Source organism: Tateyamaria sp. (assembly GCF_059783535.1).
Window position 1 is genome coordinate 4,937 of the sequence record NZ_JBYNDP010000036.1, and the last position, 26,932, is coordinate 31,868.

Sequence of the window (26,932 nt, forward strand, 5' to 3'; positions counted from 1 at the left end):
TGATCTGTCAGCCCCACGCATTGACACAGATCAACGGAGGGATTGATGAACAAGGTACTGCCTGTCATGGAAAGCTGCGCGAGCTGCCCGATCCGTCACCGCGCCGTGTGCGCGCGGTGTGATGATGACGAGCTGGAACAGCTGAACCAGATCAAGTTCTACAAGACGTATGCCGCAGGCCAGACGATCGCCATGCGCGGGGACGCACTGGATGTGGTCGCTTCGGTCGTTGCGGGGACGGCAACACTGGAACGTGCAATTGAAGATGGTCGAACCCAATTGGTTGGCTTGTTGCTGCCATCAGATTTCATCGGCCGGCCGGGGCGCGACACGTTGCAATATGATGTTACGGCCGTGACAGATGTCACGCTGTGTTGTTTCCAAAGAAAGCCGTTCGAGGCGCTGTTGACCCGTATTCCCCATGTTCAGGAACGGCTGCTCGAAATGGCGCTGGATGAATTGGATGCCGCCCGCGACTGGATGTTGTTGCTGGGCCGCAAAACCGCCCGGGAAAAGATTGCCAGCTTCCTCATGCTCATTGCCAAGCGAACCGTGCACCCGGATGGTCAGGTGCTTGGGGATCTGTCACGGATTGAATTGCCGATAAGCCGCGAGGCAATGGCCAACTTTCTCGGGCTCACGATTGAGACAGTCAGTCGTCAATTTACCGGACTGCGCAAGGACGGTGTGATTGAGCTTGATGGCAACCGGAGTGTGCGCATTCCTGATCTTGAGACTTTGCTGCTGGAAAGTGGCGACGATTCAGATGGCGGACCTCTGATCTGAAGCGGGCTTGATCCAAATCAACGCATCACCACGGGGCGGTCGCTATCCCTTTTGGCTGAAAGGCCAAAGGAGGGCTTGCACATGTATTCCAACATCCTGATCCCAGTCTTGTTCGGCGAGGGGCGTGATCATCCGCAGGCTGAGGCTGTCGCCAAGCACCTTGCATCCGAGGGTGCCCGCATAACTTTGCTGCATGTGATGGAGCAGTTGCCCATGTACGCGGCTGAATACGTGCCAGCGGATACAGTTGCCGGCAATCGCGAGCGGATCGCGACGCGGTTGAAGATGATGGCAGATGAACTGCCAAACGGGCAGAGCGCCGTGATTGAAGGCGCAACCGGTCGCAGTATCACCGACTATGCCGAACAAAACGGTACCGATCTGATCGTCATTGCGTCCCACCAGCCTGCTTTGTCGGACATCCTGCTGGGATCGACAGCGGCGTGGGTCACACGTCACGCGAAGTGCGCGGTGCATGTGATCCGGTAATTCAGCTTCTCTTGATCCAGATCAACGCGGCCTGACGCGGGCGCATCTAATCACCCAACATACGAACAGGTCTGTTGTCCCCGCGGGGACAGCACGCAACGGCGAAGGACGAACCATGTGGGACTATGTTAAATTGATCTTGCTGGGTCTGGTTGCTCTGGTCGCTGCAATAGCAGCGGATTGGGGCCACGATCTGGCCTATAAACTGCATGCCGCGCTGATCATGTTGATCGCGGGCGGCATGTTCATCTGGCAATTGCGCCAGATTGGCGAAACGCGCGCTGTCGTTGATGACACCGGGTACATGGATGGTGTGATCCGGGCGGGGGTGATCGCCACCGGTTTCTGGGGTGTCGTCGGGTTTCTAGCTGGGGTGTTCATCGCCTTCCAGCTTGCATTTCCCGGCCTGAATTTTGATTGGGGCCAACCCTTTACCAACTTCGGACGTTTGCGCCCGTTGCACACCTCTGCGGTGATTTTTGCGTTTGGGGGCAACGCATTGATCATGTCGTCCTTCTACATTGTGCAGCGCACCTGTGGCGCGCGGCTTTGGGGCGGTAACACCGCCTGGTTCGTGTTCTGGGGCTATCAGCTGTTCATCGTAATGGCGGCAACCGGCTACCTGCTGGGGGCCACGCAATCCAAGGAATATGCCGAGCCTGAGTGGTACGTCGACATCTGGCTGACCATTGTCTGGGTGGCCTTCCTTGCCGTCTACATGGGCACAATCTTCAAGCGGCAGGAAAGGCATATCTATGTCGCCAACTGGTTCCTGTTGGCATTTATCATCACCGTGGCGATGTTGCACATCGTCAACAACCTGAGCATCCCAGTGTCGCTGCTGGGCTCCAAGTCCGTCCAAGTCTTCTCGGGTGTGCAGGATGCGATGACGCAATGGTGGTATGGCCACAACGCGGTGGGCTTCTTCCTGACGGCGGGCTTCCTCGGCATGATGTACTATTTCGTGCCGAAGCAGGCGGGTCGCCCTGTCTACAGCTACAAGCTGTCGATCATCCACTTCTGGGCGCTGATCTTTCTGTACATCTGGGCGGGCCCTCACCACTTGCACTACACCGCTTTGCCTGACTGGGCCTCGACCCTGGGCATGGTGTTCTCGATCATCCTGTGGATGCCGAGCTGGGGTGGCATGATCAATGGTCTGATGACGTTGCAAGGTGCATGGGACAAGCTGCGCACCGATCCGATCATTCGGATGATGGTGATCAGCCTGGCCTTCTACGGCATGTCCACCTTCGAAGGGCCGATGATGTCGATCAAGGCGGTCAACTCGCTCAGCCACTACACCGATTGGACCATAGGTCACGTGCACTCTGGTGCTCTGGGCTGGAACGGCATGATCACCTTTGGCGCGCTCTACTTCCTGACGCCGCGCCTGTGGGGCCGCAAGCAGATGTATTCGATGGCTGCCATCGATTGGCACTTCTGGCTCGCGACCATTGGCATCGTGCTTTACGCGGCATCCATGTGGGTGACCGGCATCATGGAGGGCCTGATGTGGCGCGAAGTTGATGCCCAAGGGTTCCTGGTGAACTCCTTCGCCGACACCGTGAGCGCCAAGTTCCCGATGTACGTGGTGCGTGGTCTGGGTGGGGTTCTGTACCTTACCGGTGCCTGCATCATGGTTTGGAACATGTGGATGACCATCCGGGGCGGCCAGCCCGTCCGGGTGGCCCCGCCCGCGGCACCCGTTGCTGCTGCTCAATCTGCACAAGCCGCATAAGGAGGACTGAACATGGCTTTTCTCAAGCGACACCAGGTTCTGGAACGCAGCCCGACGCTTCTGTTCGTCTTCTCGTTGCTCACTGTATCGGTCGGCGGCATTGTGGAGATCGCACCGCTTTTCTACCTCGAAAACACGATTGAAGAGGTGGAAGGGGTGCGACCCTACAGCCCGTTGGAATTGGCGGGGCGGGACATCTACGTCCGTGAAGGTTGCTATGTCTGTCACAGCCAGATGATCCGACCCATGCGGGATGAGGTCGAGCGCTACGGGCACTACTCACTGGCGGCGGAGTCGATGTATGACCACCCGCATCAGTGGGGATCGAAGCGCACCGGGCCGGATTTGGCCCGTGTCGGTGGGCGGTACTCGGATGCGTGGCATGTCGATCACCTGATGGACCCGCAGTCGGTTGTGCCTGAATCGATCATGCCGAAATACGCGTTCCTTGCGGACGCGGTGATCGATGGTGAGCACATCGAAGATCTGGTCAAAACCCACCGCTTTGTGGGTGTGCCTTACACTGACGAGATGGTCGAGGCTGCAGCTGCCGATTTCAGGGCCCAAGCCGATCCCGACAGCGATTGGGATGGCCTGGTCGAGCGTTACCCCGGTGCGGTCGTGTCCAACTTCGATGGCCAACCTGAATTGACCGAGATGGATGCGCTGATTGCGTATCTGCAGATGCTGGGCACTTTGGTCGATTTCTCGACCTTCACGCCTGATCCGAGCCGATAGGAGGTTTTGATGGACACGTATTCCTTCCTACGAGAGCTGGCTGACAGTTGGGTGCTTCTGGCGATGGTGATCTTCTATATCACCGCCTGCCTTTGGGCGTTCCGCCCCTCGGCCCGTGCAGCCAACGAAGAGGCAGCCGGCATCCCACTGCGAAATGACACAGATGCGCATCTGACTGCGCAAGAACCGGAGGCCGACTAATATGGCTGACAAACAAGACATCGATGATGTCACCGGGACCGACACCACTGGTCACGAATGGGACGGCATCAAGGAACTCAACAACCCGCTGCCGCGGTGGTGGTTGTGGACCTTTTATGGCACGGTTGTCTGGGGATTGGCATACACGATAGCCTACCCTGCTTGGCCGCTCATCAATTCGGCCACGACGGGTTTGCTTGGCTATTCGACGAGAGCGGAAGTAGCCCAGCAGATTGCAGAGGTCGAGGAACAGAATGCTGAGCTGACTGCAAGTCTGGCGTCCGCCGACCTTGCGACGCTTGCCCCAGATGATCCAGTGCACCGGTTTGGGGTCGCGGGCGGTGCGTCCGTCTTCCTGGCCCACTGTTCTCAATGTCATGGATCTGGAGCCGCGGGTGTGCAGGCCGCAGGCTATCCCAACCTGCTGGATGACGCCTGGCTGTGGGGCGGTACGCTCGAAGAGATCGAGTACACCGTGCGGCACGGCATTCGCAACGAAACGGATCCAGACGCGCGATGGTCGGAGATGCCTGCTTTCGGCGACATCTTCTCCGATGAAGAGATTGGGCAAACTGTTGAATACGTCCTGTCCCTGTCCGGGCAGGACCATGATGCGGCAATGGCTGAACTTGGTCTGGTGTTGTTCCAGGAACAATGCACCGCCTGTCATGGCGACAGTGGCGAAGGCATCCGCGATGTCGGCGCCCCGGCTCTGAACGATGCGATCTGGCTGTACGGTGGAGATCGCGAAACCCTGATCGAGACGGTGACCTATTCACGCTTCGGCGTGATGCCCGCCTGGGGTCAGCGTTTGGACGAAGATGAGATCAAGGCAGTCACCTTGTATCTGCACCAGTTGGGCGGCGGCGAGTAAATCTTGCCGCATCGCTCCTTGCCGCGTATCGGGCTCGGGCCCACCTAGGAGGGATACGCGGCGCTCCCGGTCTCTGTCCTGTTCGTACCAAGCGGGGACCGGGAAATTCTCTTGATGCTTGATCCAAATCAAGGTGCTGGCCGCGCAGGCCTTGCAGTTTGAACGCACGAACAGGACAATTGACAATGACACAAACTCCGGCCTCTCCGCCGTCTCTTTATGTCGCGCGTGAACCAATCTTTCCTCGTCGGGTGAAGGGCAAGTTCCGCACGCTCAAATGGTGGATCATGGGCGTCACGCTCGCGATCTATTATCTGACCCCATGGATCCGTTGGGACCGTGGCCCCAACCTTCCTGATCAGGCCGTTCTCGTCGATCTGGCAGGGCGCCGGTTCTATTTCTTCTGGATCGAGATCTGGCCGCACGAGTTCTACTTCGTCGCTGGCCTGCTGATCATGGCTGGGCTTGGCCTGTTCCTTTTCACATCCGCTTTGGGTCGCGTCTGGTGCGGCTACACATGCCCGCAGACTGTGTGGACAGACCTATTCATTCTGGTTGAGCGCTGGATTGAGGGCGATCGCAATGCGCGTGTGCGCCTTTGGAATGCCGACTGGTCGCTGCGAAAGGCCCGCCTTCGCGTGACAAAATGGTTCATATGGTTCCTGATCGCATTGGCGACAGGTGGGGCTTGGGTCTTTTACTTTGCTGACGCGCCCACTTTGGCTGCTGATCTGATAGCATTCAGTGCGCCGTTTGTGGCTTACTCCACCATCTTGATCTTGGCCGCGACCACCTTTGTATTTGGCGGCTTCATGCGCGAACAGGTTTGCAACTACATGTGCCCGTGGCCGCGCATTCAAGCTGCCATGATGGACAATGACACTTTGACCGTCGCGTACCGTCACTGGCGGGGCGAGCCGCGTGGCAAACACCGTAAAGCCGAAGGCGCGGATCAGCTTGGTGATTGTATCGACTGTATGGCCTGCGTGAACGTGTGCCCGGCGGGCATCGACATCCGCGACGGGCAGCAGATGGAGTGCATCACTTGTGCGCTGTGCATCGACGCATGTGACGAAGTGATGGAGCGGATCGGCAAGCCACGTGGTTTGATTGATTATCTGGCTCTGTCTGATGAAGAGGCCGAGACCCAAGGCGCAAAGCCGCGCCCGATCTGGCAACATGTGCTGCGTCCGCGCACCATCCTCTACACAGCGATGTGGTCGCTGATCGGTGTGGCGCTGGTCTATGCCCTGTTCATCCGCTCAGACATCGACCTGACGGTCGAACCTGTACGCAATCCGCAATTCGTGACACTTTCCGACGGTGCTGTGCGCAACACCTACACTTTGCGCATCCGCAACCTCACAGCAGAGGACCGCGATTTCCGGGTCATGCTGACATCGGAGGAGATCCTGCGCATCGATGTCGAAAGTGATGGGGCGGTCGCCAATCACGTCACCGTGCCTGCAAACGAAACGCTGCAGGCGCGCGTCTATGTCATTGCACGCCCGCAGGATGCAGCGGCTGATGCCGAAACCACCGATCTGCGTTTGTGGGTCGAGGATGTCGAAACCGACGACCGCGCAGGCGTCGCCACTATTTTCAACGGAAAGGGCTAAGGATGCAGATCAAGGAACTTACCGGCTGGCATGTACTGGCAATCTTCGGAACCGCCTTTACCATTATCATCAGCGTAAACCTGACGCTGGCCTTTCAGGCCGTGAATACCTTTCCAGGACTTGAGACCAAGAATTCTTATGTGGTGAGCCAAGCATTTGAAGAGGATCGAGCTGCCCAGGAAGCGTTGGGGTGGCAGGTTTCAGCGGATGCCCAAGACGGAACACTGGCCCTGCATATTGACGATGCAATTGGTCCGGTGGTCCCCACGATCACGTCGGCAACTCTGGGGCGTGCAACGCATGTCGGCGAGGATCTGACTCCGAGCTTCCGGCATGACGGCGCCCGGTTTGTGGCTGACATTCCTGAGCTTGCGGCAGGAAACTGGAACTTGCGGCTGACTGCAGTTGCGCCAGACGGAACCGACTTCCGGCAACGCATTGTTCTTCGGGTGCGGCAATGACGGTTGCCTCCTGCCCTGGCTGCGTTGCCGCTGGCGAAATTGCTGAGACGGCTGGCCGCGAAGCGGGTCTTCCGACGCATGAGTTGATTGTGCCGGGCGTTCACTGCGTTGCCTGCATCCGGTCGGTCGAAGGCTTGCTGAATGCCCGCCCAGACATCGCGGCTGCGCGCGTGAACCTGAGCCGCAAGCGGGTGGCCATCACGGCGGAACCGGGGGTTGACCCTGCGCCTTGGATCGCGGCCCTGACCGACATCGGGTTCGAGGCGCACGAGGCTCGCGATGCTGGCAATCGCGGCCAAGACGACGGGTTGACGTTGCGCCTTGGCATCGCCGGTTTTGCGATGATGAATGTCATGCTTCTTTCGGTGGCCGTGTGGTCTGGCGCAACTGACGCCACGCGCGATTTCTTCCACTGGATATCAGCAGCGATTTCATTGCCCGCCGCAATCTACTGCGCGCAACCATTTTTCCGTTCGGCGGTGACTGCCTTGCGCGGCATGCGGCTGAACATGGATGTACCGATTTCACTGGCCATCATCCTGGCCTGTGGCCTGTCTCTTTACGAGACATCCCAGGGCGGAGAGCACGCGTATTTCGACGCGGCGCTGTCGCTGACGTTCTTCTTGCTTGGTGGCCGCGTGTTGGAAAAACGCATGCGGCAGGCTGCGCGCTCAGCGGCCGCTGATCTTGCGGCGCTTGAGCCGTTGCGTGTGACTCGCATCGAAGGTGAGACCCGGGTGAGCGTCCCTGTCGATGATGTGGCCGAGGGGGACACGCTTTGGCTCGCCGCCGGGGCACGGGTGCCAGTGGATGGTGTGCTGAACAGCGATGCCGCGCAGGTTGATCGCAGTGCGCTCACCGGGGAGAGTGACGAGATCGCAGTGGCGCGTGGAGCTGCCCTGACGGCCGGAGAAATCGTTCTGACCGGTCCGGTCACAATGCACACAACTGTCGCTGCCAAGGGATCAACCCTGCGCCGACTGATCCAGATCGCGGCCCACGCCGAAGGGTCCAAGAGCCGCTACACCAGCCTTGCCGACCGGGCTGCTGGCGTCTATGCGCCGCTCGTTCACGGCCTGTCATTTGCTGCTTTCATCGGCTGGTCCATTGCAACCGGTGACATGTACAACGCGCTCAAGATCGCCATCGCCACGCTGATCATCACATGCCCCTGTGCCTTGGGTCTTGCTGTGCCGGCAGTGGCGACCGTCGCAACCGGGCGATTGTTCCGCATGGGGCTGTTGGTCAAATCCGAGACTGCGCTGGAGCGTTTGGCTGAGGTCGACACGGTCGTTTTTGACAAGACCGGCACACTATCTGCGGCGGCTCTTGTTCCTTCCAAAGAGATGCCGGTTGAGGCGCGCGGGATACTGAAGGCGTTGGCGCAGGCTTCGGCACACCCGCTCAGCCGCTCAGTTCTGCCTCTGCTAAAGGATGTGGGCGTCGCCGATCTTGAGAGAATGGCCGAGCATCGCGGCAACGGTGTTTCCGGGCTTTGGAACGATCAGACCGTGCGTTTCGGCAATGCCGCCTGGATCGGGGCCGGTCAGGGCACGGTCTTGCAAGTCGGCAATACGATTCACCCTCTTGAACGCAGTGAACAGATTTTTGCGGACGCCGCCGACACCGTGGCGCGTTTGCGAGAGATGGGCTTTGATGTGCATATGCTAACCGGTGACAGCGCGCAGAATGCGGCGCGTGTTGCTGCAGATCTGGGTGTGAGCCAAGTGCACGCCGAGGTGGATCCTGAAGCCAAGCAGGACCTTATCGAGCAACTGCAAACCGAAGGCCGCAAGGTCGTCATGGTTGGCGACGGCCTGAACGACACGCTTGCTCTGACGCGGGCCTGGGCATCCATTGCACCAGGCACTGCCTTGGAGGCCAGTCAGAATGCAGCAGATGTTGTTCTTTTGGGTCAGCACCTGTCCGGAATTCCGGCGGCAATTGGCATTGCTCGCAGTGCAAGGCGCCGCATTCTCGAGAATTTTGCGCTGGCGGCCTGTTACAACGCCGTGGCGATCCCCTTGTCCCTTGCTGGTTTTGCATCACCGCTGATGGCGGCACTTGCAATGTCCACCAGTTCCATCACTGTTACACTGAACGCTCTGAGAACAAAGGCAAAGCCATGAATGTTCTTGTTATCCTGGTTCCGTGTTCGCTCATTCTAGGGCTTGGCGCACTGGTGGCCTTCGTCTGGACGATGAAGAGCGACCAGTATTCTGATCCTGACGGCGATGCCCAACGCATCCTGTTGGACGATGATGAGCCAACCTAGAACGCGACGCGATCACCGCCCTTGAGATCCAATATGTCCCGGGCTTCATCCGGGCTGGCGACTTTGCACCCCAAGTCTTCAACGATGCGCCGGATTTTGGTGACTTGTTCGGCATTCGATTGTGCCAGTTGCCCGCGTGTGATGAAGAGGCTGTCCTCCAACCCGACCCGCACGTTGCCGCCCATTTGGCTGGCTGTGGTGGCAAGGGGCATTTGTGCCGCTCCGGCCCCGAGGACCGACCACCGGTAGTCGTCACCAAAGAGGCGGTCGGCGGTGCGTTTCATAAAGATCAGGTTGTCGACCTCGGCCCCGATGCCGCCCAGAACACCGAACACGAATTGCAGGAAGACCGGCGCTTTGAAGAGGCCGATATCCATACAGAATTTCAGATTGTACAGGTGGCCGACGTCATAACACTCATGTTCGAACTTGATGTCGTGCGGCGCCAGTTCCGTTGCCGCCTGCTTGATGTCGGCAAAGGTGTTGCGGAAGATGTTCGCTTCTGATCCTGCGATGTATTCCTTCTCCCAATCGTGTTTCCACGTGTCGTAGCGGTCGGCTAGCGGGTGAAAGGCAAAATTCATCGATCCCATGTTGAGCGAACACATCTCGGGACTGAATCGGACCGCTGCCTTTATCCGATCCTTGATAAGCATGGTCGGCGCACCACCGGTGGTGATGTTCAACACCGCGTCTGTCGATTGCTTCACACGGCCGAGAATGCCCACGTAGTGCTCTGGCTCGACCGATGGGCGGCCATCTTCAGGGTCGCGGGTGTGAAGGTGCAGAATTGATGCACCCGCTTCCGCCGCTGCAATTGCCTGTTCTGCGATATCGTTATGCGTGATGGGCAGTTGGTCGGACATTGTTGGGGTGTGAATGGCCCCGGTGACCGCGCAAGTGATGATCGTTTTTTGCTTGGCCATGGTCACGTGTCCTTTGGATCGTTCAGTTTGATGCGGTAGCTGAGCGGGAAAAGCTCAAGATCGTAACGGTCTCGGATCAGCCCCCAGACGCCCTTGGGCGCCTTCAGCATCACCACGATGGCGACCGCGCCGAGTACCATTAAGTAGATAGTGCCGAAATCGGCCAGTGTTTCACGCAACAAGAAGAACAAAAGCGTTCCGATGATCGGCCCCTCAAGCGTGCCAATGCCGCCGATCACAACGATGAAGATAACAAAGGCGGTCCAGTCGTTGACCGAGAATGCTGCATCGGGTGAGATGCGTAGTTTTTGCAGAAACAGGAGGCCACCGATAATCGCTGTGAAGGCGGAGGTGACTACATAAACCTCCAGCTTCGTACGCCAGATGTCGATGCCGAGGCCACTGGCAGCCACTTCACTGTCGCGGATGGCTGTCAGCGCAAGACCCCGACGCGAACGCAGGAACAGGTAAACGGCTGTAACCACAAGGACCGCGGCACCTAACGCAAGCCAATAGCTGAGCGCTTCGCGCGCCGAGCGCCCGTCAGCCAGTGAACGGACAATGCCCACAGGCAAGGAGGTTCCTGACCCACCGCCGAGCGCGGAGATTTGGGCAAAGGTCAGGCGGAACACTTCCGCCACGACCCATGTCCCGATGGCGAAGTAGGCACCTTTAAGTCTGAAGATAAGGGCGGCAATTGGGACAGATAGTGCGGCGGCCAGCACACCTGCCAACACGATCGCCGTGATCGGGTGCAATCCGCCAAAGATCGTCAATGCAAACAGCATGTAGCCGCCAAACCCCACGAAGGCTTGTTGGCCAACAGACACGAGGCCCGCATAGCCTGCCATCAGGTTCCATAGACAGGCGAGGGATAGGTAGAGGAAAATCTCGCCCATCAGGCGCAGATCAGCGCGCCCCGCCCACCACGGGGCTGCCGCCAGAACGATCAGGGCCAGAACCGCAACGATCATTGCGACGCGGCTGGCACGGGTGGCGCGGTATACGGTTGGGGTGCTCATCAGTGCTGGACCCTTGGGAACAAGCCGTTCGGACGCACGGCCAGAACGACAAGAAAGGCGATGTGACCCGCAAGGACCTGCCAGCCGGGATCAATTTTGGCCCCAATGGTTTGGGCGACGCCGAGGATCACGCCGCCGGCAAGCGTGCCCCAAAGGTTGCCAAGGCCACCGATTATCACAGCTTCAAACCCGAAGATCAGACGTCCGCCGCCGATGGAGGGGTCAAAGCTGGTGCGGATGCCCAGCAGGATGCCAGCGATGCCGGTAACGGCAAGCGCTAACGCCATGGCAAGGCCGAAGACATGCGCCTTGTTTAGGCCCATCAACTGCGCGATGTCCTGATTATCTGACACGGCGCGGAAACCGCGACCTAGGGCGGTGGCATAAAACATCCATTGCAGACCTGCGATGACGCCGACAGCGATGGCAAAGGTCAGCAGGGGTAGGATGCCAATTGTCAGGCTACCCAGATTGACGCTGGCCGTTTCTATGGCTCCAGCGGACAGTTTTTGTGGATCGGCGGAATACCCTTCAAGCAGCGCGTTCTGGATAATCACTGACAGGCCAAAGGTGACCAACAGCGGTGGCAGGATGTCCGGCCCCAACGTTTGGTTCAGGATGCCGCGTTGCAAGGCGTAACCGATGGCTGCCATCACCGGCAGCACCAGAAGGGCTGCGGCAAAAGGGTGAACGCCGAACATGATTGTGGTGCTGAGCCCGAGATAGGCGGCGAGAATAATCAAGTCGCCATGCGCGATATTCACCAGCCGCATCACACCAAAAATCAGCGACAGCCCAGCGGCGAAAAGGGCATAGAGACCGCCCAGCAAGACGCCTTGTAAGATCACACCAATCCATTCGATCATGCGGCAACTCCAAAATAGGCGGCTGTGATTTGATCTCGGGTGACGTCACTGGTGGCGCCGCTGAGTGACACACGTCCCTCTTGCAGGCAGAAAACGCGGGAAGAAACCTCGAGCGCCTTGCTGATATCCTGTTCCACGACCAAAGCGGTCATGCCGCCCCCGATGATGCCAGGCAAGGCATCGTAGATTGTTTTGATGATGACGGGGGCAAGCCCAAGGCTGATCTCATCAAACAAAATCACCTCGGGATTGGCCATCAGGGCGCGGCCAATGGCGACCATCTGCTGCTGTCCGCCCGAAAGCGAGGTGGAGGGTTGTTTGCGCCGTTCTTTTAGCACCGGGAAAAGGTCGTACACGGTATTGAGCGACCACGGACCGGGCCGCGCGACCTTGCCTCCCAGCAGCAAGTTTTCCTCGACCGACAGAGAGGGGAACAGTTGCCGCCCCTCTGGCACCAGCGCGATCCCCCGATACGCCACCTCGTCCGCACGCAGGGTGCCAATGGCCTCGCCGTTGAACCTTACCTGATCCGGAGCGTTGGACATGAGACCCGAGATGGAGCGCATGAGCGTGCTTTTGCCCGCTCCGTTGGCACCGATGATGGCAACGACCTCACCGGCATGAATGTCCATGTTCACTCCGTACAGTGCCTGGAAGTCACCGTAGTGGGCATCGAGTTTCGATAGGGACAAGATCGGATCAGACATCGGGATCGACCCCCAGATAGATTTCCTTGACCTCGGGACTGTCCATAATCTCTTTCGGTGCGCCCTCTGCGATCTTCTTGCCAAAGTCGATCACGATCAGACGATCGACAACAGCCAGCAGCGCGTGGACCACATGTTCAATCCAAATGATCGTGGTGCCCTTGCCATGAACAGCCTTGATCGTGTCGATCAGGGCGGTGCATTCGGCATCCGTCAGACCCCCTGCGATTTCGTCGAGTAGCAGCAGTTTGGGTTGTGCCGACAGCGCACGCGCCATTTCAAGCCGCTTGCGATCTAGCAGAGTGAGTGAGCCTGCCCGTTGGTTTGCCTTTGGCAAAAGCCCCGTGTCCGTCAGGACCTGCAATGCGTGGTTTTCAGCGTCGCGACCTGAAAGACCCGCGCCCTGCATCGCCCCGACAAGTGCGTTCTCATATACGGTCATGCCACCAAAGGGCTGTGGCACCTGGAAAGAGCGCGCAATGCCAATCTTGCAGCGTTTGGCGGCAGAGGTGGCGGTAATGTCAGCCCCCTGAAAGGTAATCCGGCCCGCATCAGGGCTGAGCGCGCCGGTGATCAGGTTAAAGAGCGATGTCTTGCCGGCGCCATTGGGTCCGAGGATACCCACGGCGTCGCCTTGTGCGATTTCGAAGTTGGAGTCGTCGGCGACCTTGACGGCGCCAAACGACTTTTTGAGCCCGATCACGGACAAAAGGGCTGACATCGCAGAGCCTTATCCCAGCAGTTGCAGGTCGCCACCCACAGGAATCTGGGGCGCGTGGCTGTTATTGGTGATGACCAGTTCGACGCCATCACCTGCCTTTTGCCATTGTCCCGACACCAGCGGTGTTTTGGAGACGTTGGGCACGGGGCCGTTCGACCAGTTCACGTCGCCAACGATGGTCGAGATGTTGGTGCCCGCGATTGCGGCGGCGTTAGCCTCGAAATCGTCGAGATCCTCAGAACGGGAGATGACGTCCGCAACCACTTCAAAGAGCGCGTGTTTGAACCCGATGGGCTGGGTCCAGGGGCGGCCCGTCGCAGCGGTGAACCCGTTTGCCAGATCACCTGCCGAGATGCCGGTCAGAGACGAGTTGAAAGGATGGTTTGGGGACCACCAGATTTCGGTCGTCAAACCAATACCGCGATCTCCCAGAGCCTCAATGGCTGAAGGGAAGAGCAGCGCCTTGCCGATGGTCGCGACCTTGGGGTTGAAACCCTGTTGTGCGGCTTGCGCCCAGAAGGTGCCAAAATCTGGCGGGATCATCACGCCGGTGATGATTTCGCAGCCTGCATCCTTGAAGGCCGAGATGTAGTTCGAGAAATCGTCCGTTAGAGGTTGGAAACGACCCGGATCAACTAGTTCGAACCCTTGTGCCGCAAGGGGTTTGGGCAGGCCCAGTTCCGCGTCGCCCCATGCATTGCCGTCTGCATCGTTCGGGAACAGACCGCCCACTTTCTTGGCGACACCGCTGCCGTCCCAAAGGCTGGTGAAATTGGCGATGACGTCCTCAAGTCCCCAGAAGAAATGGTAGGTGTATTGGAAGGCTTCTGCTGGGTTGCCGCCACGGCCAAAGAAATAGGGCTGCCAAGGTGCGTCCGTCGTGATGCAGGGCACTTCATTGATTTCGGCTTGGTCCGCCACCGGGTTCGTTGTGTCAGGGGTCGCGGCAGCGCTAATGATGTCCACTTCATCCGAGAGGATCAGTTCGGCTGCCACTTCGGCTGCCCGGTTGGGGTTGGACTGACTGTCCTTCTTGATGATCTCGATATTGTAAGACTTACCGTTGTTGGTCACGCCGCCAGCGAAATGGGCGCGCAAACCTTCGAGAATGTAATCATCAGCTTCCGCGAAGCCGGCGAGCGGGCCGGTGGATGGGGTCACGAAGCCCACCTTTATGGTCGGGTTGGCAGCATATGCCCGCGTGGAACGCAGGATTGCGGGGGCCGCGACGCTCGCGCCCAGCCCAGCCAACATACGGCGGCGTGTGATATCAGTTCTCATGTTTTCCTCCCAAAGATGCGGTTCGGGTCTTTGCCGATCCGGTTGCGCGGACCATTTTTGGCATGGCTTGGCGCTGTCTCGCTCATCAGACCTATCACATGCAAAAGATGATCCTGATCCGATTTAAGTGGCCATTTATAATTCCACGTTATGATTTAGCGGAATTTTGCAGCATCCCCTCAATTGCGTTCAAGTGAAGGGCGACTCTCGTTTTTGTCCGTTCAAGATCGTGTTGCGTCCATTTGCGAAACCCATGACCCGAAGCCATACCGGTTCGATCCTCGTCCAACAGCTCTTGCAGGAGAGGCGACGGATCAGGTCGTGCATCAAGGTCGAACAGAACTTGACGATGTATGTCCTGTGTGAGTTCCAACCCGACCAGATCGGCATTTTCGAGCGGACCAAGAACAGCGAGTCGACGGCCAAAACTGGCTTTCACCACGTCATCAACAGCTTTTGCAGAACAAATCCCTTTTTCAACAAGGCTGATCGCTTCACGCCAAAGCGCGTGTTGCAACCGATTGCCGATAAAGCCGGGCACATCCTTTTGGACCAGCGCCGGGGTTTTGCCTGCCTCCGCCAGCAGATCAATCATCTTGTCTGCGACTGCGGGGTCGGTCCATTCGGTTTTTACCACTTCGACCAGAGGGATCATGTGAGGCGGGTTCCACCAATGGGTCCCCAAAGCGCGTTGGCGAAGCGTGAGATGCTCCATGATCTTGGTGATCTGAATAACCGACGTGTTAGAGGCAAGAATGGCGTCGCGGGGCGCGTGTGCCTCGACCTCTGCAAAGATCGCCTGTTTCAATTCCAGTTTTTCGGGCGCCGCTTCAAAGATGGCATCGGCATCGCTCACGGCTGCCTTGATCCCATCGCACAGCTCGATCCTTGTGAGCATCCTCGCGATGTCAGTGTCAGATGTTTCTAGCAGTCGCAGGCTGTCGGATACGCGTTGCGGAAGACTTTGCAGCGTCTCCTGTGCCGGATCGTGCACGGCCACGTAATGACCCGCGCGCGCAAAGGTCAGGGCAACGCCGTGCCCCATCAACCCTCCTCCGATCACCGCGATTTGCTGGTTCTTGTTCATGCCTCACCCCGCCGTGTAGCCGCCATCGGCATAAAGTATGTGGCCGGTGTAGAAATCTGAGGCGCGGGACGACAGGAACAAGAGCGGTCCTGCCAGATCCTCCGGCTCGCCAAGGCGCCCCTTGGGCACGCGTGTTAGGAACCCGTCCCGCACAGTCTTTGCCTCGTCGGTATCTTGGAACATCCAAGCGGTGAGGGGGGAACGGAACACAGTGGGTGCGATGGCATTTACGGTTATCCCGGTGGGGCCGAGTTCGCACCCCAGTGCCTTTGTGATCCCGTCAACCGCGGCCTTCGATGCGCAGTAAGCTGTATACCCTGCCGGGTGTCCCAATAGTCCACGGGAAGAAGACATAAGGACGATCTTGCCACCGTCGCCCTGCGCCTGCATCTGCGCACTTGCGGCGCGGGCCATCAGCCAGCTTTGGGTGACGTTGGCGTCCATGACGCCTTCGAATGTGTTAGGGGCCATGTCGGCGATCTTGGCCACCTTGTTCATGCCCGAAGCCACAACAAGAATGTCCAAACGTCCGAACGTCTTGACTGTTTCTGATACCAAAGCATCGCAGGCGATTTCAGTATCGGGGCGTGCGTTGATCTGGTGGGTGTCGCCGGTGCACGTGTTTGCGACGTCTGCCATCGCGTCGGCATTTCCAGCGGCAAGAGCAACCTTGGCGCCGGCACCAGACAAACAACGGGCCGCCACGGCGCCAAACGCTCCGGAGGCTCCGGTGATCAGGGCCACCTTGCCCGAGACATCAAAGAAGGACAGTGGGTCGTCGAGGCTCATGGCCGACCTCCAGCGGGGTAGGGGATGACAACCAGCATCTTGCAAACGTGATTGCTGCGGTTTTCGATTTTGCGCACTTCACCTGGCGGGATCGTGCAACTGTCCATAGGACCAAGCACCGCGTCCGTATCGTCAACGGTGACAGTCATTTCACCGTCGAGCACCACATAGACCTTCTCAAACGGCGTCGCGTCGGGTCCCGCGCCGCCGCCGGGGAGAAACTGCGAATAGCCAACCCATTGGTTTTCCGGTCCACCGTCCTCGAACCCCTGAAGGCGCAGGCCAGTCACACCCCAGTGGTTTGGGGCGTCATAGGGTTGGGCATGGGCGAAGCGCTTGACCAGCATCAGAAATCCTCGCCCGCCTCGATACGGTAGCCTTGGGATTTATCCATCATGGCAACAAGTCGGATGATACAACCATCACCCCGGTCCCAGTTCCAAGGGAAGAATGCGAAGGTGACCCGCTTGCCCGTAACGCGGTCAAGGTCGCCGCCCACATTCTCGATCCCCAGAATACCGTTGGTAAAGAGCTTCCGGTGCACGGGTTCCCATTCGGGGAAATCGACTTCCCACGGGGTGCCGCCGGACCATTCGAGGTACTCTTTCTCAAGATGCGGCAGGATCGGACCATTGCGCTGCGGTCCAATCGCTGTGGCCAACGGATGATCGTTGGCCTGCGTGTCGTGCCCCACGACTTTTACGCCCTTCTCCACCATCCAATCGGCGGCAGATGGCACAAGACCAGGGCAGTAAGCAAAGTAGTCACCATCTTCATATTGCTTGTGCCAGCCGGTGTTGATGATCAGCACGTCATTCTTGCGGATCGCATGGCCACAGGCTTTTTCCAGATCGTCTCCGGTGATCTGTTCCCATTTCTTCTTCGGGATGCTGACAACAAGGCCGGAGCCGAAGAAATGGGGCAAGGGCACCTCGTCAATGAAGGGGGTTCCCTGGACCACATGGGCGGGTGCGTCGATGTGAGTGGTGACGTGCATCGTCGTTGTGATCGTCTGGCTCAGCACACCGGACTTCGCCATATAGTGTTTGCGATCGATCTGAACATCTTTGAAATACGGCCAGTTTGGGCATTGGAAACCATAGCGATGGCTCAGGTTCACAAATTCGAGCCCCATGTCGTTGTTGTCGTTTTCCTGGAAATCGATCCCGCGAATGTTGACGACCATCGGCTCCTCCCAAAGCTTTCTATTGCTGTCCCGTATTATGGTGCGTATGTACCATATTGCGGTCAACATTTGATTTGCAGGAACGTTGGAAGCAGGCGTTTTGATGCTGTCGGGTGAAAACGCAATCGTTGTAAGCGTTCGCTATGGGGTGAAAAGATGTCGAAAAATCAAGGTATTCAGGTCATTTCGCGCGCGGCTGATATTCTGCGCTTGCTGGGCCGCGAGACAAACGGACTGAGCCTTGGCCAGATTGCCAAGCGGGTTCAGCTGCCCCGCTCTACGGTACAGCGCATTGTTGCGGCGCTCGTGACCGAAGGGTTTGTATCCACTGAACGAGGAGATGGGGGAATCAGGCTTGGCCGCGAAATTCAAAGTCTCGCCCAGGCGGTGTCATCCGATATGCGGACGCGCCTGCGGCCGGTGATGGAACGGCTGTCGGACGAAACGGGAGAGACCGTTGATTTGGCAGTTCTTGAAGGCGCACAAATGCTATTCGTCGATCAAATCGAAGGTAGTCATCGCCTGCGCACTGTTTCGCGGATTGGAGAGTATTTTCCCCTGACCACTACCGCGAACGGGCGCGCTGCGTTGGCATGCATGCGGCCTGAGCGGGCGCTTGCCCTGATCCGCGCTGAACATAGGTCACGCGGACCCTATGCGCCGCCGCTGTCCGACATGATCGACGGTATCGACGCGATCAGAGAGGGCGAGCTGGCATATGATGAGAACGAACACACGGACGGTATTTGTGCGATGGGCTTTGCGGTCGCTGACCAAACGGGCGATATTTTTGCTGTATCAGTTCCCGTCCCAAGCTCACGCTATGACCGGATTAAGCCAACTTTGGCAGACTCCATTCGCGCCGCCGTTTCAATGCTTCAGGCATAGCGCAGACGCCATCTTGTGGCCGCCAAACTGCGGCTTGTCTTCGACATCATGCGCGTGATCCGACCCCCGCAACCATTGTTGAAGATGTGTCTTCGCTGGTCCGGACGGCAGTGCTGGCGCCAACCTAACACTCTTCCTGTCAGCCTTTTAAAGTCGAACAGCACAAGTTCACGAAAGAACAGTTTTTGAAGGTGCCTGGTGCCGCTGAAGGGACTCGAACCCCCGACCCCATCATTACGAATGACGTGCTCTACCAGCTGAGCTACAGCGGCCTAGTGGCGCGCGTTATACTTTATGTGCTCGGCAGGGCAAGGGGACAAGATCAACAGCTGAAGCAGTTAAGCCCACCTTAAATCCGATGATCTAGATGAGTGTTGGATATATTTGGAAAGTGATGTGACAGCCTTGGTGAAACTGCTTCTGACAGCCATCCTTGTCTCGTGTTGCGCAACGCATGCGACAGCAGGGGAGCAAACAACCGTCCGTGGTTTGGCGGATCAGGCTGTATTGGTGCACCGCATAACCAAATCTGTGTGCCTGCTCTTTGTCGGGGCACAAACCCCTGTGCATGCAGAAGATGTCGCTGCATCAGTGGCTGAGCTTAACAGCTTGTCGTCAGCCACCGTGGCGCACCCAGATACTGATACCGACCTGGCAGATGAGGTCGGGACCCTGACAAAATCCGCGCAACAGATTGTTGCGGGCGATCGGCACACCGTTCCCGTGACCTTGCTGATAACCACCAACCCGACGCTCGCATCCCGCTACAGCCAGATGCGCTACCGAGCGGCCTCTGAAGTCGCAAGCAAGTACCGCAACTCGTACGCAGTGCTGCACGAATTGCGGGTTGTTTCGCAGGCCTTTCAGCGGGATTTGTGCCTGTTCCTTACCGATCTGGCGTCAACAGGCGCCGAACGCGCGATGATTGAGCGTATCGCTTACTTCAAAGCATCCCTTGACGCTCTGACGTTTGGCGACCAGTCGGCTGGTCTGGAGGCTGCCCCCAATATTCACATCAAGGTCACCCTTGGCAAAGTTGCTGCGAAGTGGAAAACCTTGGAACCCATCCTGTCGGCCGCCGCCTCGGGCGCGGAAATTGATCCGCGTGACGTGCAGTTGGCCTCGGTGCTGGGAGACGCGATCCTGAAAAACCTTGATCAGATTTCTGACCGGTTTCTCGACCTGTAGGACTTATGCCTGCAGGGCTTTCACACCGACATCTCCCTGTGACTGCTCTCGGATTGCGAGTGCCGCTGCATAGGCCCCGGCCGCCGTCGTGAAATAGGGGATCTTGTCATACAAGGCGATCGATCGGATTGATTTGCTGTCCTCAACCGCCTGCGCGCCTTCAGTCGTGTTAAAGACCAACTGAATGCCATGGTCCTTCATCATATCGGTGACGTCGGGCCGCCCTTCATAGACCTTGTTGACCGTCCCACAGGGCACACCATTCTCTTCCAGCCAGCTTGCGGTGCCGCGCGTTGCAACCGTTGTGAAACCCAAACCGTGCAGGATTTGCGCGGCCTCCAGCATTTGTGGCGTCTTGTCCATGTCCTTGATCGAGATGAACGTGCACCCCGCGTTTGGCAAAACCATACCCGCGCCCATTTGCGCCTTGAGAAATGCGCGTGCAAAGGTGCGATCCCAACCCATGACCTCTCCGGTCGAGCGCATTTCCGGACCCAGAATGGTGTCTACGCCTGGGAACCGGGCAAACGGCAGCACGGCTTCCTTGACAGAGAACCACGGCATATTCGGATCGGCCAAGGTCATTGGATCAGCGAGTGGAAGCACACTGTCATAGCTGGCGTCAGCATCATATGCAGGGCGCTGCGGGAAGTTCGAGAGCGGTTCACCCGCCATGATACGTGCGGCGATGGACGCAATCGCACTGTCAGTGGACTTTGCCACAAACGGCACAGTCCGAGAGGCGCGGGGGTTGACCTCGATCAGGAAGATGTCGTCGCCCTGAATGGCAAATTGGACGTTCATCAAGCCGACAACGTTCAGCGCCTTTGCCAATGCATGTGTCTGGGCTTCAATCTCGGCAATGACATCAGCCGAAAGGGAATATGGTGGTAGAGAGCATGCACTATCACCCGAATGCACACCGGCTTCCTCGATATGCTGCATGATGCCAGCGACATGGACGTCGGTCCCATCGCACAGGGCGTCCACATCCAACTCGACGGCGCCGGCCAGATAACTGTCAAGCAAGACGGGACTGTCGCCGGACACCACGACGGCTTCAGAGATATAGCGCTCAAGGCTGGCTTGATCGCGGACAATCTCCATCGCGCGCCCGCCCAGAACATAGGATGGACGGATCACCAGTGGGAACCCGATCTCACCGGCAATCTCCAGCGCCTCGGCATCGGAATGCGCGATACCGTTCTTGGGCTGCTTCAGGCCAAGTTCATTGACCAGCGCCTGGAACCGTTCTCGGTCTTCGGCCAGGTCAATCGCGTCCGGTGTTGTCCCAAGGATCGGAATGCCGGCTTCATTCAGCGCGTTGGCCAGCTTCAAGGGTGTCTGCCCGCCGAACTGCACGATCACCCCGTGCAACAGGCCGTTCTCCTGCTCAACCCGCAGGATTTCCATGACGTGCTCAAAGGTCAGCGGTTCGAAATAGAGACGATCCGACGTGTCGTAGTCCGTCGATACTGTTTCCGGGTTGCAGTTGACCATGATTGTTTCATAGCCCGCGGCCGTCAGGGCAAAACAGGCGTGGCAGCAGCAGTAGTCAAACTCGATCCCTTGGCCGATCCGGTTTGGTCCACCCCCGAGGATCACGACTTTCTTACGGTCAGAGGGGCGGGCTTCGCATTCGACCTCGCCGAAAACTGGCGTTTCGTAGGTCGAATACATGTAAGGCGTTTGCGCTTCGAATTCTGCGGCACAGGTGTCGATCCGTTTGAAAACGGCGCTGACACCCAAATCGTCGCGTATACGACGCACGTGACTTTCGTCGCTGTCAGTCAACTGGCCCAAACGCGCGTCGGTGAAGCCCATCATCTTGAGCGCACGCAGACCTTCTTCGGTCGCGGGCAACCCTGCGCTGCGAACCTTGTCTTCGGTGTCCACGATTTCCCGAATACGGGCGAGGAACCATGGATCGAACTTGGTTGCACCAAAGATGTCGTCATCGCTCAGCCCGTGCCGCATGGCTTGTGCAATCAGGCGCAGCCGGTCCGGGGTTTGGGCCGAAATGGCTTTGACCACGGCTGCCTTGTCGGGCGCGCCGGGGATGTCGATGTCGTCCAGACCGGTCAAACCGGATTCCATGGATGCCATCGCCTTTTGCAGGCTTTCATGGAACGTGCGACCGATGGCCATCACTTCGCCCACGGATTTCATGGCCGTGGTCAGAGATGCTTCGGAGCCCGGGAATTTCTCGAAAGCGAATTTCGGGATCTTGGTGACGACATAGTCGATCGTTGGTTCAAACGAGGCGGGCGTGACTTTTGTGATGTCGTTGTCCAACTCATCCAACGTGTAACCCACGGCCAGCTTGGCCGCGATTTTGGCAATTGGGAATCCTGTTGCCTTCGACGCCAAAGCAGAGGACCGCGATACCCGCGGGTTCATCTCAATCACCACCATGCGCCCGTCATCGGGGTTGATGGCCCACTGCACATTGGACCCACCGGTTTCCACCCCGATCTCGCGCAGCACAGCGATCGAGTGGTTGCGCATGATCTGGTATTCTTTGTCCGTCAGCGTCAGGGCAGGGGCCACGGTGATGCTATCGCCCGTGTGCACGCCCATTGGATCCACGTTTTCGATGGAACACACGATGATGGCGTTGTCGGCAGTGTCGCGCACCACCTCCATCTCGTATTCCTTCCAACCCAGCAACGACTCATCCACGAGAATCTGACCCACGGGTGAGGCGTCCATGCCAGATCGGCAAATGGCTTCATAGTCGTCGCGGTTGTAAGCAACGCCGCCGCCGGTACCGCCCAGGGTAAAGGCCGGGCGGATGATTGCGGGCAAGCCAATCTCTTCCAGCGTGTCCATGGCCAAGGCGACTCCAGCGGCGAGGTCCTTGCTGCCCTGTGCGTCCTTTGGTGCTGTCACAATGGTCGCGCGAGGATTTTCAATACCCAATCGGTCCATCGCTTCGCGGAACAGCTTGCGATCTTCCGCCATCTCGATGGCGTCACGCTTGGCACCGATCATTTCGACACCAAACTTGTCCAGAACCCCCATCTCTTCCAAGGCAAGGGAAGTGTTCAGGCCGGTTTGTCCGCCCATCGTCGGCAGCAGCGCATCTGGGCGCTCTTTCTCGATGATTTTGGCGACGACTTCTGGGGTGATCGGCTCGATATAGGTGGCATCAGCCAGCCCGGGGTCCGTCATGATTGTGGCAGGGTTCGAGTTCACCAGAATGACCCGGTATCCTTCTTCCCGCAGCGCCTTGCAGGCCTGCGCGCCCGAGTAGTCAAACTCGCAGGCTTGGCCAATCACAATGGGGCCCGCGCCGATAATCATGATCGACTTGATGTCGGTACGCTTTGGCATCTTGGCCCCCCGGCAGTGATTCAGTTCGCGCCGTCAGGGCGCGAGCAAATTGTCCTGCGTTATAGGGATGGCGCAAGAAGGTGCAAGAGGGACAAAGCGTGCAGTTTGCGGAATCTGCGGTCAGGCAGAGACTCTTTTCGGTTGGCGCCCGCTCCTCATGGGGGAGGACGCGTCGTAGAGATAGTCTCGCGTCAAAGGGACAGCCGCGCGCTTGTGTGCCAGTTGCAAGTGATAAACACCCTGCATCTGATGTTCGAAAGCCAGAATGCACACCGTTAGATAATAGCGGAACATTCGAACAAAGCGCTCATCATATCGTGTCGTGATCTCGTCCAGATGCGCGTCGAAACGATCGCGCCAGTGTCTGATGGTCATGGCATAGTGCAGGCGCCAAACCTCAATATCTGTTTGCCACAAACCTGACCGTTCCATCGCCGGGGCCAACTCGGAAAGTGAGGGGACATAGCCGCCGGGAAAGATGTACTTGTTGATCCATGATGAATGCGCCATCGGCGGGGCCGACCGGCCAATCGTGTGAATCAGGGCCACCCCATCAGCATCCAGCAATTCGGCCACTCGTCCAAAATACGTGTCGAAGTTGGGGACCCCCACATGTTCCAGCATCCCGACCGATACAATGCGATCAAAGGTTCCCTTCGTATGCCGGTAGTCCTGCAATCGGAAATCGATCTGATCCGACAGCCCCGCTGCATCTGCCCGCTGCCGGGCGGTTGCCAATTGGTTCTCGCTGAGGGTGATACCGGTCACGCGGCACCCATAGTCCTGCGCCAGCGTCAACGCCATGCCGCCCCAGCCACACCCGATGTCCAGCACATGCATACCCGGTTCCAGACGCAGCTTGCCTGCTATATGCGCCTTCTTTGCCGCCTGGGCCTGTTCCAATGTCATCTCGTCATCCCGGAAGTAGGCACAGGAATACTGCATGTCCTGATCCAGAAAGAGCCGGTACAGATCGTCCGAGATGTCGTAATGATGGGCGACGTTCTTGCGCGATGCATTGGGCGTATTGTTTTGAATGAAACGACGCATGTGAAACCGGGCACGATTGGCCATCAGCATCCAGGGCGGAATGGTCCCTTTGAAGCGGTTGCGGATGATAAGCGTCAATGCATCATCCAGCGTACAGTTTCTCGGCGTGATCTTTTCGTTCATATACCCTTCGCCAAGGCCAAGGTCTGGATTTAGAACCAGTGCGCGCAGGGTTGCCTCGTCGGAAATCTCAAGATGAGCCGATGCCCCGGTGTCTGGCCCGTAGTCCTGCGTTGTTCCATCCGGATAGGTCAGGCTCAGACGGTCCTCCACCATCATGCCTGTCAGAAAACGGTCAAGCAGTTTGCCCCACATGATCGCACTCCCCCAAAAAAGCACTCCGACATTAAAATTGGGGTGGCTGTTGGGGTTACGTCAAGGGCTAGGGCGCTCCGGCGTCCAGATATGCTCTCACGGTGCCTTCAAATGCGCGTGGATCATCTGCATGCAGCCAATGCCCGGCATTCGGTATCTTCACGAAACGCGTTCTGGGAAACAGGGTGCGGATGGTTGGGCGGTGGTCATGCGTGACATAGTCGCTTGCCCCGCCCGAGAGGAAGAGCGTGGGGCCGTCGAACGACGCGTTGATTTTGGGAAAATCCAGAATTGCAGGCATGTTTTCTGCCAATGCATCAAGGTTCAGGCGCCACCGCCCCTCGGCCACGTCCAGCGATTGGGTCAGAAAGCTGCACAGGGCGGGCTCGACTCCCAACGCAGCAAGCTGGTCATTTGCCTCGGACCGCCGCGTGACCTTGGTTAAATCAACGGCCCGCATTGCCTCGATGTATTGCATCTGGCTGTGGCCATAGCCCACCGGCGCAATATCGCCGACCACAAGCCTGCGCACGGTATCTGGGCGGGTCAGCGCCAACATCATGGAAGCTTTGCCACCCATGGAATGCCCAACGACATCCATTGGCCCACCCAAGTTTTCGATCACCTGTGCCAGATCGCGGGCCATATCGGCATAGCTGTGATCGTCGGACCAGAAGCTGTGCCCGTGGTTGCGCATGTCCACTGTGATGACGCGCCGTGTGTCTGACAGTCGCTTTGCAATCACCCCCCAATTGCGGCCCGATCCATACAGACCGTGGGCGATCAGGACAGGGGGGGCATCGGAATTACCGTGTTCAGAATAGCTGAGCATGAGGGCAGACTTAGCCGTATTGATCAGCCGTCACCAGAGGGATTGAGCGCTCGGGGACACGAGGCTAGAAAACGGTATGGAAACTCAAGACAGCATTCAGGCCCGCGCCGCCCGCGTGCAGGACGCACTGACCACAGCATTTGGCGTGCGCGCCAAATCGCTGGAGGCTGCCCTGCGCCGCACCGGGCGTCGATTGCCCAAACGTCTGCACGCCGAGGCGCGCAAGATCGTCGCGGCACAAGCGTTCGGAGGGCACCCCCGCCTGATGCGCCAGGTAGATGGCGCGGCACTGTCCTCGGCCGAGGACCGGATTGTCGCCTTTCTGAGTGGGATAGACCGGGCCGACCGCCGCAAGGGGCTGTGGCTGGGGATCGCAGCCGCCGTGGCGTTCAATATCCTGCTTGTGTTCACAGCGGTGATTGTCTGGATGTGGTGGACCGGGCAGTTGTAGTCGACGCTGGATGTTTGGTGCCGGGTGTGCCAACGCTTTGTCCGTCATGGCTTTGAATTACAATCATGATTTGACCAAGCGGTCCGGTCGCGTCCTCGTCCTGGGGGCGACTGGCACAATTGGCCGCGCGACCACGGCGGCGCTGGTGCGTCACGGGTATCACGTCACCTGCGTTACGCGCCCGGGGTCCGGCACGCGGGACCGGCAGATCAATCTATCGGGTGCGAAGGTTGTCGAGGCAGACGTCACGGACTCCACCAACCTGCTCAGTACCGTATTCGCCAATGCCTCGTTCGACGCGGTGATTTCCTGTCTTGCGTCGCGCAACGGTGCACCCAAGGACGCTGTGGCTATCGATCATCACGCCACAGTCGGCGCGATCAACGCGGCAAAGGCTGCAGGGGTTGCGCATTTCGTGCTGCTATCTGCGATCTGCGTGCAAAAGCCACGCCTTGCCTTTCAACATGCCAAGCTTGCAGCGGAACAGGCGCTGGTTGCCTCGGGCCTGACCTATTCGATTGTGCGTCCGACGGCCTATTTCAAATCGCTCTCCGGTCAGATCGCGCGGGTGCAGAGGGGCAAGCCATATCTGTTGTTCGGTGACGGTGAATTGACGGCCTGTACGCCAATCAGTGACCGGAATCTGGGAGAATACCTGACGTCTTGCCTCGCTGACCCGATGCTGCAGAACCGCATACTGCCCATTGGTGGGCCTGGACCAGCCCTGACCCCGCGCGCGCAAGGGGAACACCTGTTCTCGTTACTGGGACATAGGCCCAGTTTCAAACATGTCCCGGTTGGCATGATGCGCAGCATTGCGGGCGCACTGGGTGCCGCAAGCCGCATCTTCCCACCGCTGTCTGCAAAGGCCGAGTTTGCGCGGATCGGGTTGTACTACGCGACGGAATCCATGCTTGTCCTTGATCGGGAAACGGGCCGATACGATCGTGACGCCACGCCGTCAACCGGTCAGGATACGTTGTTTGACTACTACGCCGCCGTTATCAACGGCGAAACCACTGTCGAGCGTGGAGAGTACAGCGTGTTCTGAAAGCCCCCCGCGCGATGCAGGGGGCCTTGTGATTTACAGGTTCGGATAAAGT

27 protein-coding genes and 1 tRNA gene are annotated in these 26,932 nt (G+C 58.4%); 14 read left to right on the top strand and 14 right to left on the bottom strand.

All coding sequences use genetic code 11. From position 1 onward, the window contains the following. Positions 1-45: 45 nt before the first annotated feature. From fnrL to ccoS, 10 genes are all read left to right on the top strand, one after another. Positions 46-786 carry a transcriptional regulator FnrL gene (fnrL, locus tag AC6RA8_RS09310; protein ID WP_500352266.1) on the top strand — a complete coding sequence of 247 codons (741 nt, stop codon included), beginning with the start codon at positions 46-48 and terminating at the stop codon, positions 784-786. A gap of 81 nt (positions 787-867) precedes the next feature. Next, positions 868-1,275 carry a universal stress protein gene (locus tag AC6RA8_RS09315; RefSeq protein ID WP_500352268.1) on the top strand — a complete coding sequence of 136 codons (408 nt, stop codon included), beginning with the start codon at positions 868-870 and terminating at the stop codon, positions 1,273-1,275. A gap of 115 nt (positions 1,276-1,390) precedes the next feature. Continuing rightward, positions 1,391-3,016, top strand: a complete 1,626-nt coding sequence (ccoN, locus tag AC6RA8_RS09320; protein ID WP_500352270.1) for a cytochrome-c oxidase, cbb3-type subunit I — start codon at positions 1,391-1,393, stop codon at positions 3,014-3,016. A 12-nt stretch (positions 3,017-3,028) separates the two neighbouring features. Further along, positions 3,029-3,754 (top strand): cytochrome-c oxidase, cbb3-type subunit II, encoded by a 726-nt coding sequence (gene ccoO / locus AC6RA8_RS09325; protein WP_500352272.1) that lies wholly within the window; start codon positions 3,029-3,031, stop codon positions 3,752-3,754. Positions 3,755-3,763: 9 nt separating this feature from the next. After that, positions 3,764-3,955 (top strand): cbb3-type cytochrome c oxidase subunit 3, encoded by a 192-nt coding sequence (locus AC6RA8_RS09330; RefSeq protein WP_500352274.1) that lies wholly within the window; start codon positions 3,764-3,766, stop codon positions 3,953-3,955. Between the two features lies 1 nt (position 3,956). Continuing rightward, positions 3,957-4,829, top strand: a complete 873-nt coding sequence (gene ccoP, locus AC6RA8_RS09335; protein WP_500352275.1) for a cytochrome-c oxidase, cbb3-type subunit III — start codon at positions 3,957-3,959, stop codon at positions 4,827-4,829. Between the two features lie 185 nt (positions 4,830-5,014). Further along, positions 5,015-6,448, top strand: a complete 1,434-nt coding sequence (gene ccoG, locus AC6RA8_RS09340; RefSeq protein WP_500352277.1) for a cytochrome c oxidase accessory protein CcoG — start codon at positions 5,015-5,017, stop codon at positions 6,446-6,448. 2 nt (positions 6,449-6,450) lie between these two features. Further along, complete coding sequence (locus tag AC6RA8_RS09345; RefSeq protein WP_500352279.1) at positions 6,451-6,909, top strand: FixH family protein; 459 nt, start codon at positions 6,451-6,453, stop codon at positions 6,907-6,909. Continuing rightward, entirely contained in the window at positions 6,906-9,038 is a 2,133-nt protein-coding gene (locus tag AC6RA8_RS09350; protein WP_500352281.1) for a heavy metal translocating P-type ATPase, read from the top strand. The genes AC6RA8_RS09345 and AC6RA8_RS09350 overlap by 4 nt, the downstream gene beginning before the upstream one ends. Further along, a complete protein-coding gene (gene ccoS / locus AC6RA8_RS09355; protein WP_500352282.1) occupies positions 9,035-9,184 on the top strand; it encodes a cbb3-type cytochrome oxidase assembly protein CcoS in 150 nt (49 codons plus the stop codon). The genes AC6RA8_RS09350 and ccoS overlap by 4 nt, the downstream gene beginning before the upstream one ends. Here ccoS and kce read toward each other — a convergent pair. From kce to AC6RA8_RS09405, 10 genes are all read right to left on the bottom strand, one after another. Beyond that, entirely contained in the window at positions 9,181-10,110 is a 930-nt protein-coding gene (kce, locus tag AC6RA8_RS09360) for a 3,5-dioxohexanoate:acetyl-CoA acetone transferase (RefSeq protein WP_500352284.1), read from the bottom strand. The two genes, ccoS and kce, sit on opposite strands and share 4 nt — an antisense overlap. A gap of 2 nt (positions 10,111-10,112) precedes the next feature. Next, positions 10,113-11,132: a branched-chain amino acid ABC transporter permease gene (locus AC6RA8_RS09365; RefSeq protein ID WP_500352286.1), complete on the bottom strand. Its 1,020-nt coding sequence runs from the start codon at positions 11,130-11,132 to the stop codon at positions 10,113-10,115. Then, positions 11,132-11,998, bottom strand: coding sequence for a branched-chain amino acid ABC transporter permease (locus AC6RA8_RS09370; protein ID WP_500352288.1), 867 nt, complete (start codon positions 11,996-11,998; stop codon positions 11,132-11,134). Before AC6RA8_RS09370 ends, AC6RA8_RS09365 begins: the two co-directional genes overlap by 1 nt. Beyond that, positions 11,995-12,705 (bottom strand): ABC transporter ATP-binding protein, encoded by a 711-nt coding sequence (locus tag AC6RA8_RS09375; protein ID WP_500352289.1) that lies wholly within the window; start codon positions 12,703-12,705, stop codon positions 11,995-11,997. Before AC6RA8_RS09375 ends, AC6RA8_RS09370 begins: the two co-directional genes overlap by 4 nt. Further along, the gene (locus tag AC6RA8_RS09380; RefSeq protein ID WP_500352291.1) at positions 12,698-13,426 is read right to left on the bottom strand and encodes an ABC transporter ATP-binding protein; all 729 of its coding nucleotides are present in this window, start codon (positions 13,424-13,426) and stop codon (positions 12,698-12,700) included. The genes AC6RA8_RS09375 and AC6RA8_RS09380 overlap by 8 nt, the downstream gene beginning before the upstream one ends. Positions 13,427-13,435: 9 nt before the next feature. Beyond that, on the bottom strand, positions 13,436-14,707 hold the full coding sequence (locus AC6RA8_RS09385) for an ABC transporter substrate-binding protein (RefSeq protein WP_500352292.1): 1,272 nt from the start codon (positions 14,705-14,707) through the stop codon (positions 13,436-13,438). Between the two features lie 148 nt (positions 14,708-14,855). Then, complete coding sequence (locus AC6RA8_RS09390; protein ID WP_500352294.1) at positions 14,856-15,794, bottom strand: 3-hydroxyacyl-CoA dehydrogenase family protein; 939 nt, start codon at positions 15,792-15,794, stop codon at positions 14,856-14,858. Between the two features lie 3 nt (positions 15,795-15,797). Beyond that, a complete protein-coding gene (locus tag AC6RA8_RS09395; protein ID WP_500352296.1) occupies positions 15,798-16,583 on the bottom strand; it encodes an SDR family NAD(P)-dependent oxidoreductase in 786 nt (261 codons plus the stop codon). Further along, complete coding sequence (locus tag AC6RA8_RS09400; RefSeq protein ID WP_500352298.1) at positions 16,580-16,930, bottom strand: cupin domain-containing protein; 351 nt, start codon at positions 16,928-16,930, stop codon at positions 16,580-16,582. Before AC6RA8_RS09400 ends, AC6RA8_RS09395 begins: the two co-directional genes overlap by 4 nt. Beyond that, a complete protein-coding gene (locus AC6RA8_RS09405; protein ID WP_500352299.1) occupies positions 16,930-17,769 on the bottom strand; it encodes a cyclase family protein in 840 nt (279 codons plus the stop codon). The genes AC6RA8_RS09400 and AC6RA8_RS09405 overlap by 1 nt, the downstream gene beginning before the upstream one ends. A 156-nt stretch (positions 17,770-17,925) precedes the next feature. Between AC6RA8_RS09405 and AC6RA8_RS09410 the strand changes: the two genes are divergently transcribed. Further along, the gene (locus tag AC6RA8_RS09410) at positions 17,926-18,657 is read left to right on the top strand and encodes an IclR family transcriptional regulator (protein ID WP_500352301.1); all 732 of its coding nucleotides are present in this window, start codon (positions 17,926-17,928) and stop codon (positions 18,655-18,657) included. A 196-nt stretch (positions 18,658-18,853) separates the two neighbouring features. On the opposite strand, the gene AC6RA8_RS09415 is transcribed toward AC6RA8_RS09410, so the two are convergent. Beyond that, a tRNA-Thr gene (locus AC6RA8_RS09415) sits at positions 18,854-18,929 on the bottom strand. A gap of 136 nt (positions 18,930-19,065) precedes the next feature. Here AC6RA8_RS09415 and AC6RA8_RS09420 point away from each other — a divergent pair. Then, positions 19,066-19,845, top strand: coding sequence for a hypothetical protein (locus AC6RA8_RS09420; RefSeq protein WP_500352303.1), 780 nt, complete (start codon positions 19,066-19,068; stop codon positions 19,843-19,845). Between the two features lie 3 nt (positions 19,846-19,848). Here AC6RA8_RS09420 and carB read toward each other — a convergent pair whose 3' ends face one another. The 3 genes from carB to AC6RA8_RS09435 all read right to left on the bottom strand — a co-directional run bounded on the left by carB (position 19,849) and on the right by AC6RA8_RS09435 (position 25,378). Next, positions 19,849-23,181, bottom strand: coding sequence for a carbamoyl-phosphate synthase large subunit (carB, locus tag AC6RA8_RS09425; protein WP_500352305.1), 3,333 nt, complete (start codon positions 23,179-23,181; stop codon positions 19,849-19,851). A 120-nt stretch (positions 23,182-23,301) separates the two neighbouring features. Next, positions 23,302-24,546 carry a class I SAM-dependent methyltransferase gene (locus tag AC6RA8_RS09430; protein WP_500352307.1) on the bottom strand — a complete coding sequence of 415 codons (1,245 nt, stop codon included), beginning with the start codon at positions 24,544-24,546 and terminating at the stop codon, positions 23,302-23,304. A gap of 67 nt (positions 24,547-24,613) precedes the next feature. Further along, complete coding sequence (locus AC6RA8_RS09435) at positions 24,614-25,378, bottom strand: alpha/beta fold hydrolase (RefSeq protein WP_500352308.1); 765 nt, start codon at positions 25,376-25,378, stop codon at positions 24,614-24,616. Between the two features lie 76 nt (positions 25,379-25,454). Here AC6RA8_RS09435 and AC6RA8_RS09440 point away from each other — a divergent pair, with 76 nt between their 5' ends. Together AC6RA8_RS09440 and AC6RA8_RS09445 are read left to right on the top strand one after the other, a co-directional pair. Further along, on the top strand, positions 25,455-25,829 hold the full coding sequence (locus AC6RA8_RS09440) for a hypothetical protein (protein WP_500352310.1): 375 nt from the start codon (positions 25,455-25,457) through the stop codon (positions 25,827-25,829). Between the two features lie 46 nt (positions 25,830-25,875). Then, positions 25,876-26,880 carry an NAD(P)H-binding protein gene (locus AC6RA8_RS09445; RefSeq protein WP_500352312.1) on the top strand — a complete coding sequence of 335 codons (1,005 nt, stop codon included), beginning with the start codon at positions 25,876-25,878 and terminating at the stop codon, positions 26,878-26,880. Positions 26,881-26,932: the final 52 nt, after the last annotated feature.

What these genes read in the sequence shown, in the direction of transcription:
- fnrL (WP_500352266.1), top strand. Translation starts at nt 46, where the DNA reads ATGAACAAGGTACTGCCTGTCATGGAAAGCTGCGCGAGCTGCCCGATC.
- AC6RA8_RS09315 (WP_500352268.1), top strand. Translation starts at nt 868, where the DNA reads ATGTATTCCAACATCCTGATCCCAGTCTTGTTCGGCGAGGGGCGTGAT.
- ccoN (WP_500352270.1), top strand. Translation starts at nt 1,391, where the DNA reads ATGTGGGACTATGTTAAATTGATCTTGCTGGGTCTGGTTGCTCTGGTC.
- ccoO (WP_500352272.1), top strand. Translation starts at nt 3,029, where the DNA reads ATGGCTTTTCTCAAGCGACACCAGGTTCTGGAACGCAGCCCGACGCTT.
- AC6RA8_RS09330 (WP_500352274.1), top strand. Translation starts at nt 3,764, where the DNA reads ATGGACACGTATTCCTTCCTACGAGAGCTGGCTGACAGTTGGGTGCTT.
- ccoP (WP_500352275.1), top strand. Translation starts at nt 3,957, where the DNA reads ATGGCTGACAAACAAGACATCGATGATGTCACCGGGACCGACACCACT.
- ccoG (WP_500352277.1), top strand. Translation starts at nt 5,015, where the DNA reads ATGACACAAACTCCGGCCTCTCCGCCGTCTCTTTATGTCGCGCGTGAA.
- AC6RA8_RS09345 (WP_500352279.1), top strand. Translation starts at nt 6,451, where the DNA reads ATGCAGATCAAGGAACTTACCGGCTGGCATGTACTGGCAATCTTCGGA.
- AC6RA8_RS09350 (WP_500352281.1), top strand. Translation starts at nt 6,906, where the DNA reads ATGACGGTTGCCTCCTGCCCTGGCTGCGTTGCCGCTGGCGAAATTGCT.
- ccoS (WP_500352282.1), top strand. Translation starts at nt 9,035, where the DNA reads ATGAATGTTCTTGTTATCCTGGTTCCGTGTTCGCTCATTCTAGGGCTT.
- kce (WP_500352284.1), bottom strand. Translation starts at nt 10,110, where the DNA reads ATGGCCAAGCAAAAAACGATCATCACTTGCGCGGTCACCGGGGCCATT.
- AC6RA8_RS09365 (WP_500352286.1), bottom strand. Translation starts at nt 11,132, where the DNA reads ATGAGCACCCCAACCGTATACCGCGCCACCCGTGCCAGCCGCGTCGCA.
- AC6RA8_RS09370 (WP_500352288.1), bottom strand. Translation starts at nt 11,998, where the DNA reads ATGATCGAATGGATTGGTGTGATCTTACAAGGCGTCTTGCTGGGCGGT.
- AC6RA8_RS09375 (WP_500352289.1), bottom strand. Translation starts at nt 12,705, where the DNA reads ATGTCTGATCCGATCTTGTCCCTATCGAAACTCGATGCCCACTACGGT.
- AC6RA8_RS09380 (WP_500352291.1), bottom strand. Translation starts at nt 13,426, where the DNA reads ATGTCAGCCCTTTTGTCCGTGATCGGGCTCAAAAAGTCGTTTGGCGCC.
- AC6RA8_RS09385 (WP_500352292.1), bottom strand. Translation starts at nt 14,707, where the DNA reads ATGAGAACTGATATCACACGCCGCCGTATGTTGGCTGGGCTGGGCGCG.
- AC6RA8_RS09390 (WP_500352294.1), bottom strand. Translation starts at nt 15,794, where the DNA reads ATGAACAAGAACCAGCAAATCGCGGTGATCGGAGGAGGGTTGATGGGG.
- AC6RA8_RS09395 (WP_500352296.1), bottom strand. Translation starts at nt 16,583, where the DNA reads ATGAGCCTCGACGACCCACTGTCCTTCTTTGATGTCTCGGGCAAGGTG.
- AC6RA8_RS09400 (WP_500352298.1), bottom strand. Translation starts at nt 16,930, where the DNA reads ATGCTGGTCAAGCGCTTCGCCCATGCCCAACCCTATGACGCCCCAAAC.
- AC6RA8_RS09405 (WP_500352299.1), bottom strand. Translation starts at nt 17,769, where the DNA reads ATGGTCGTCAACATTCGCGGGATCGATTTCCAGGAAAACGACAACAAC.
- AC6RA8_RS09410 (WP_500352301.1), top strand. Translation starts at nt 17,926, where the DNA reads ATGTCGAAAAATCAAGGTATTCAGGTCATTTCGCGCGCGGCTGATATT.
- carB (WP_500352305.1), bottom strand. Translation starts at nt 23,181, where the DNA reads ATGCCAAAGCGTACCGACATCAAGTCGATCATGATTATCGGCGCGGGC.
- AC6RA8_RS09430 (WP_500352307.1), bottom strand. Translation starts at nt 24,546, where the DNA reads ATGTGGGGCAAACTGCTTGACCGTTTTCTGACAGGCATGATGGTGGAG.
- AC6RA8_RS09435 (WP_500352308.1), bottom strand. Translation starts at nt 25,378, where the DNA reads ATGCTCAGCTATTCTGAACACGGTAATTCCGATGCCCCCCCTGTCCTG.
- AC6RA8_RS09440 (WP_500352310.1), top strand. Translation starts at nt 25,455, where the DNA reads ATGGAAACTCAAGACAGCATTCAGGCCCGCGCCGCCCGCGTGCAGGAC.
- AC6RA8_RS09445 (WP_500352312.1), top strand. Translation starts at nt 25,876, where the DNA reads ATGGCTTTGAATTACAATCATGATTTGACCAAGCGGTCCGGTCGCGTC.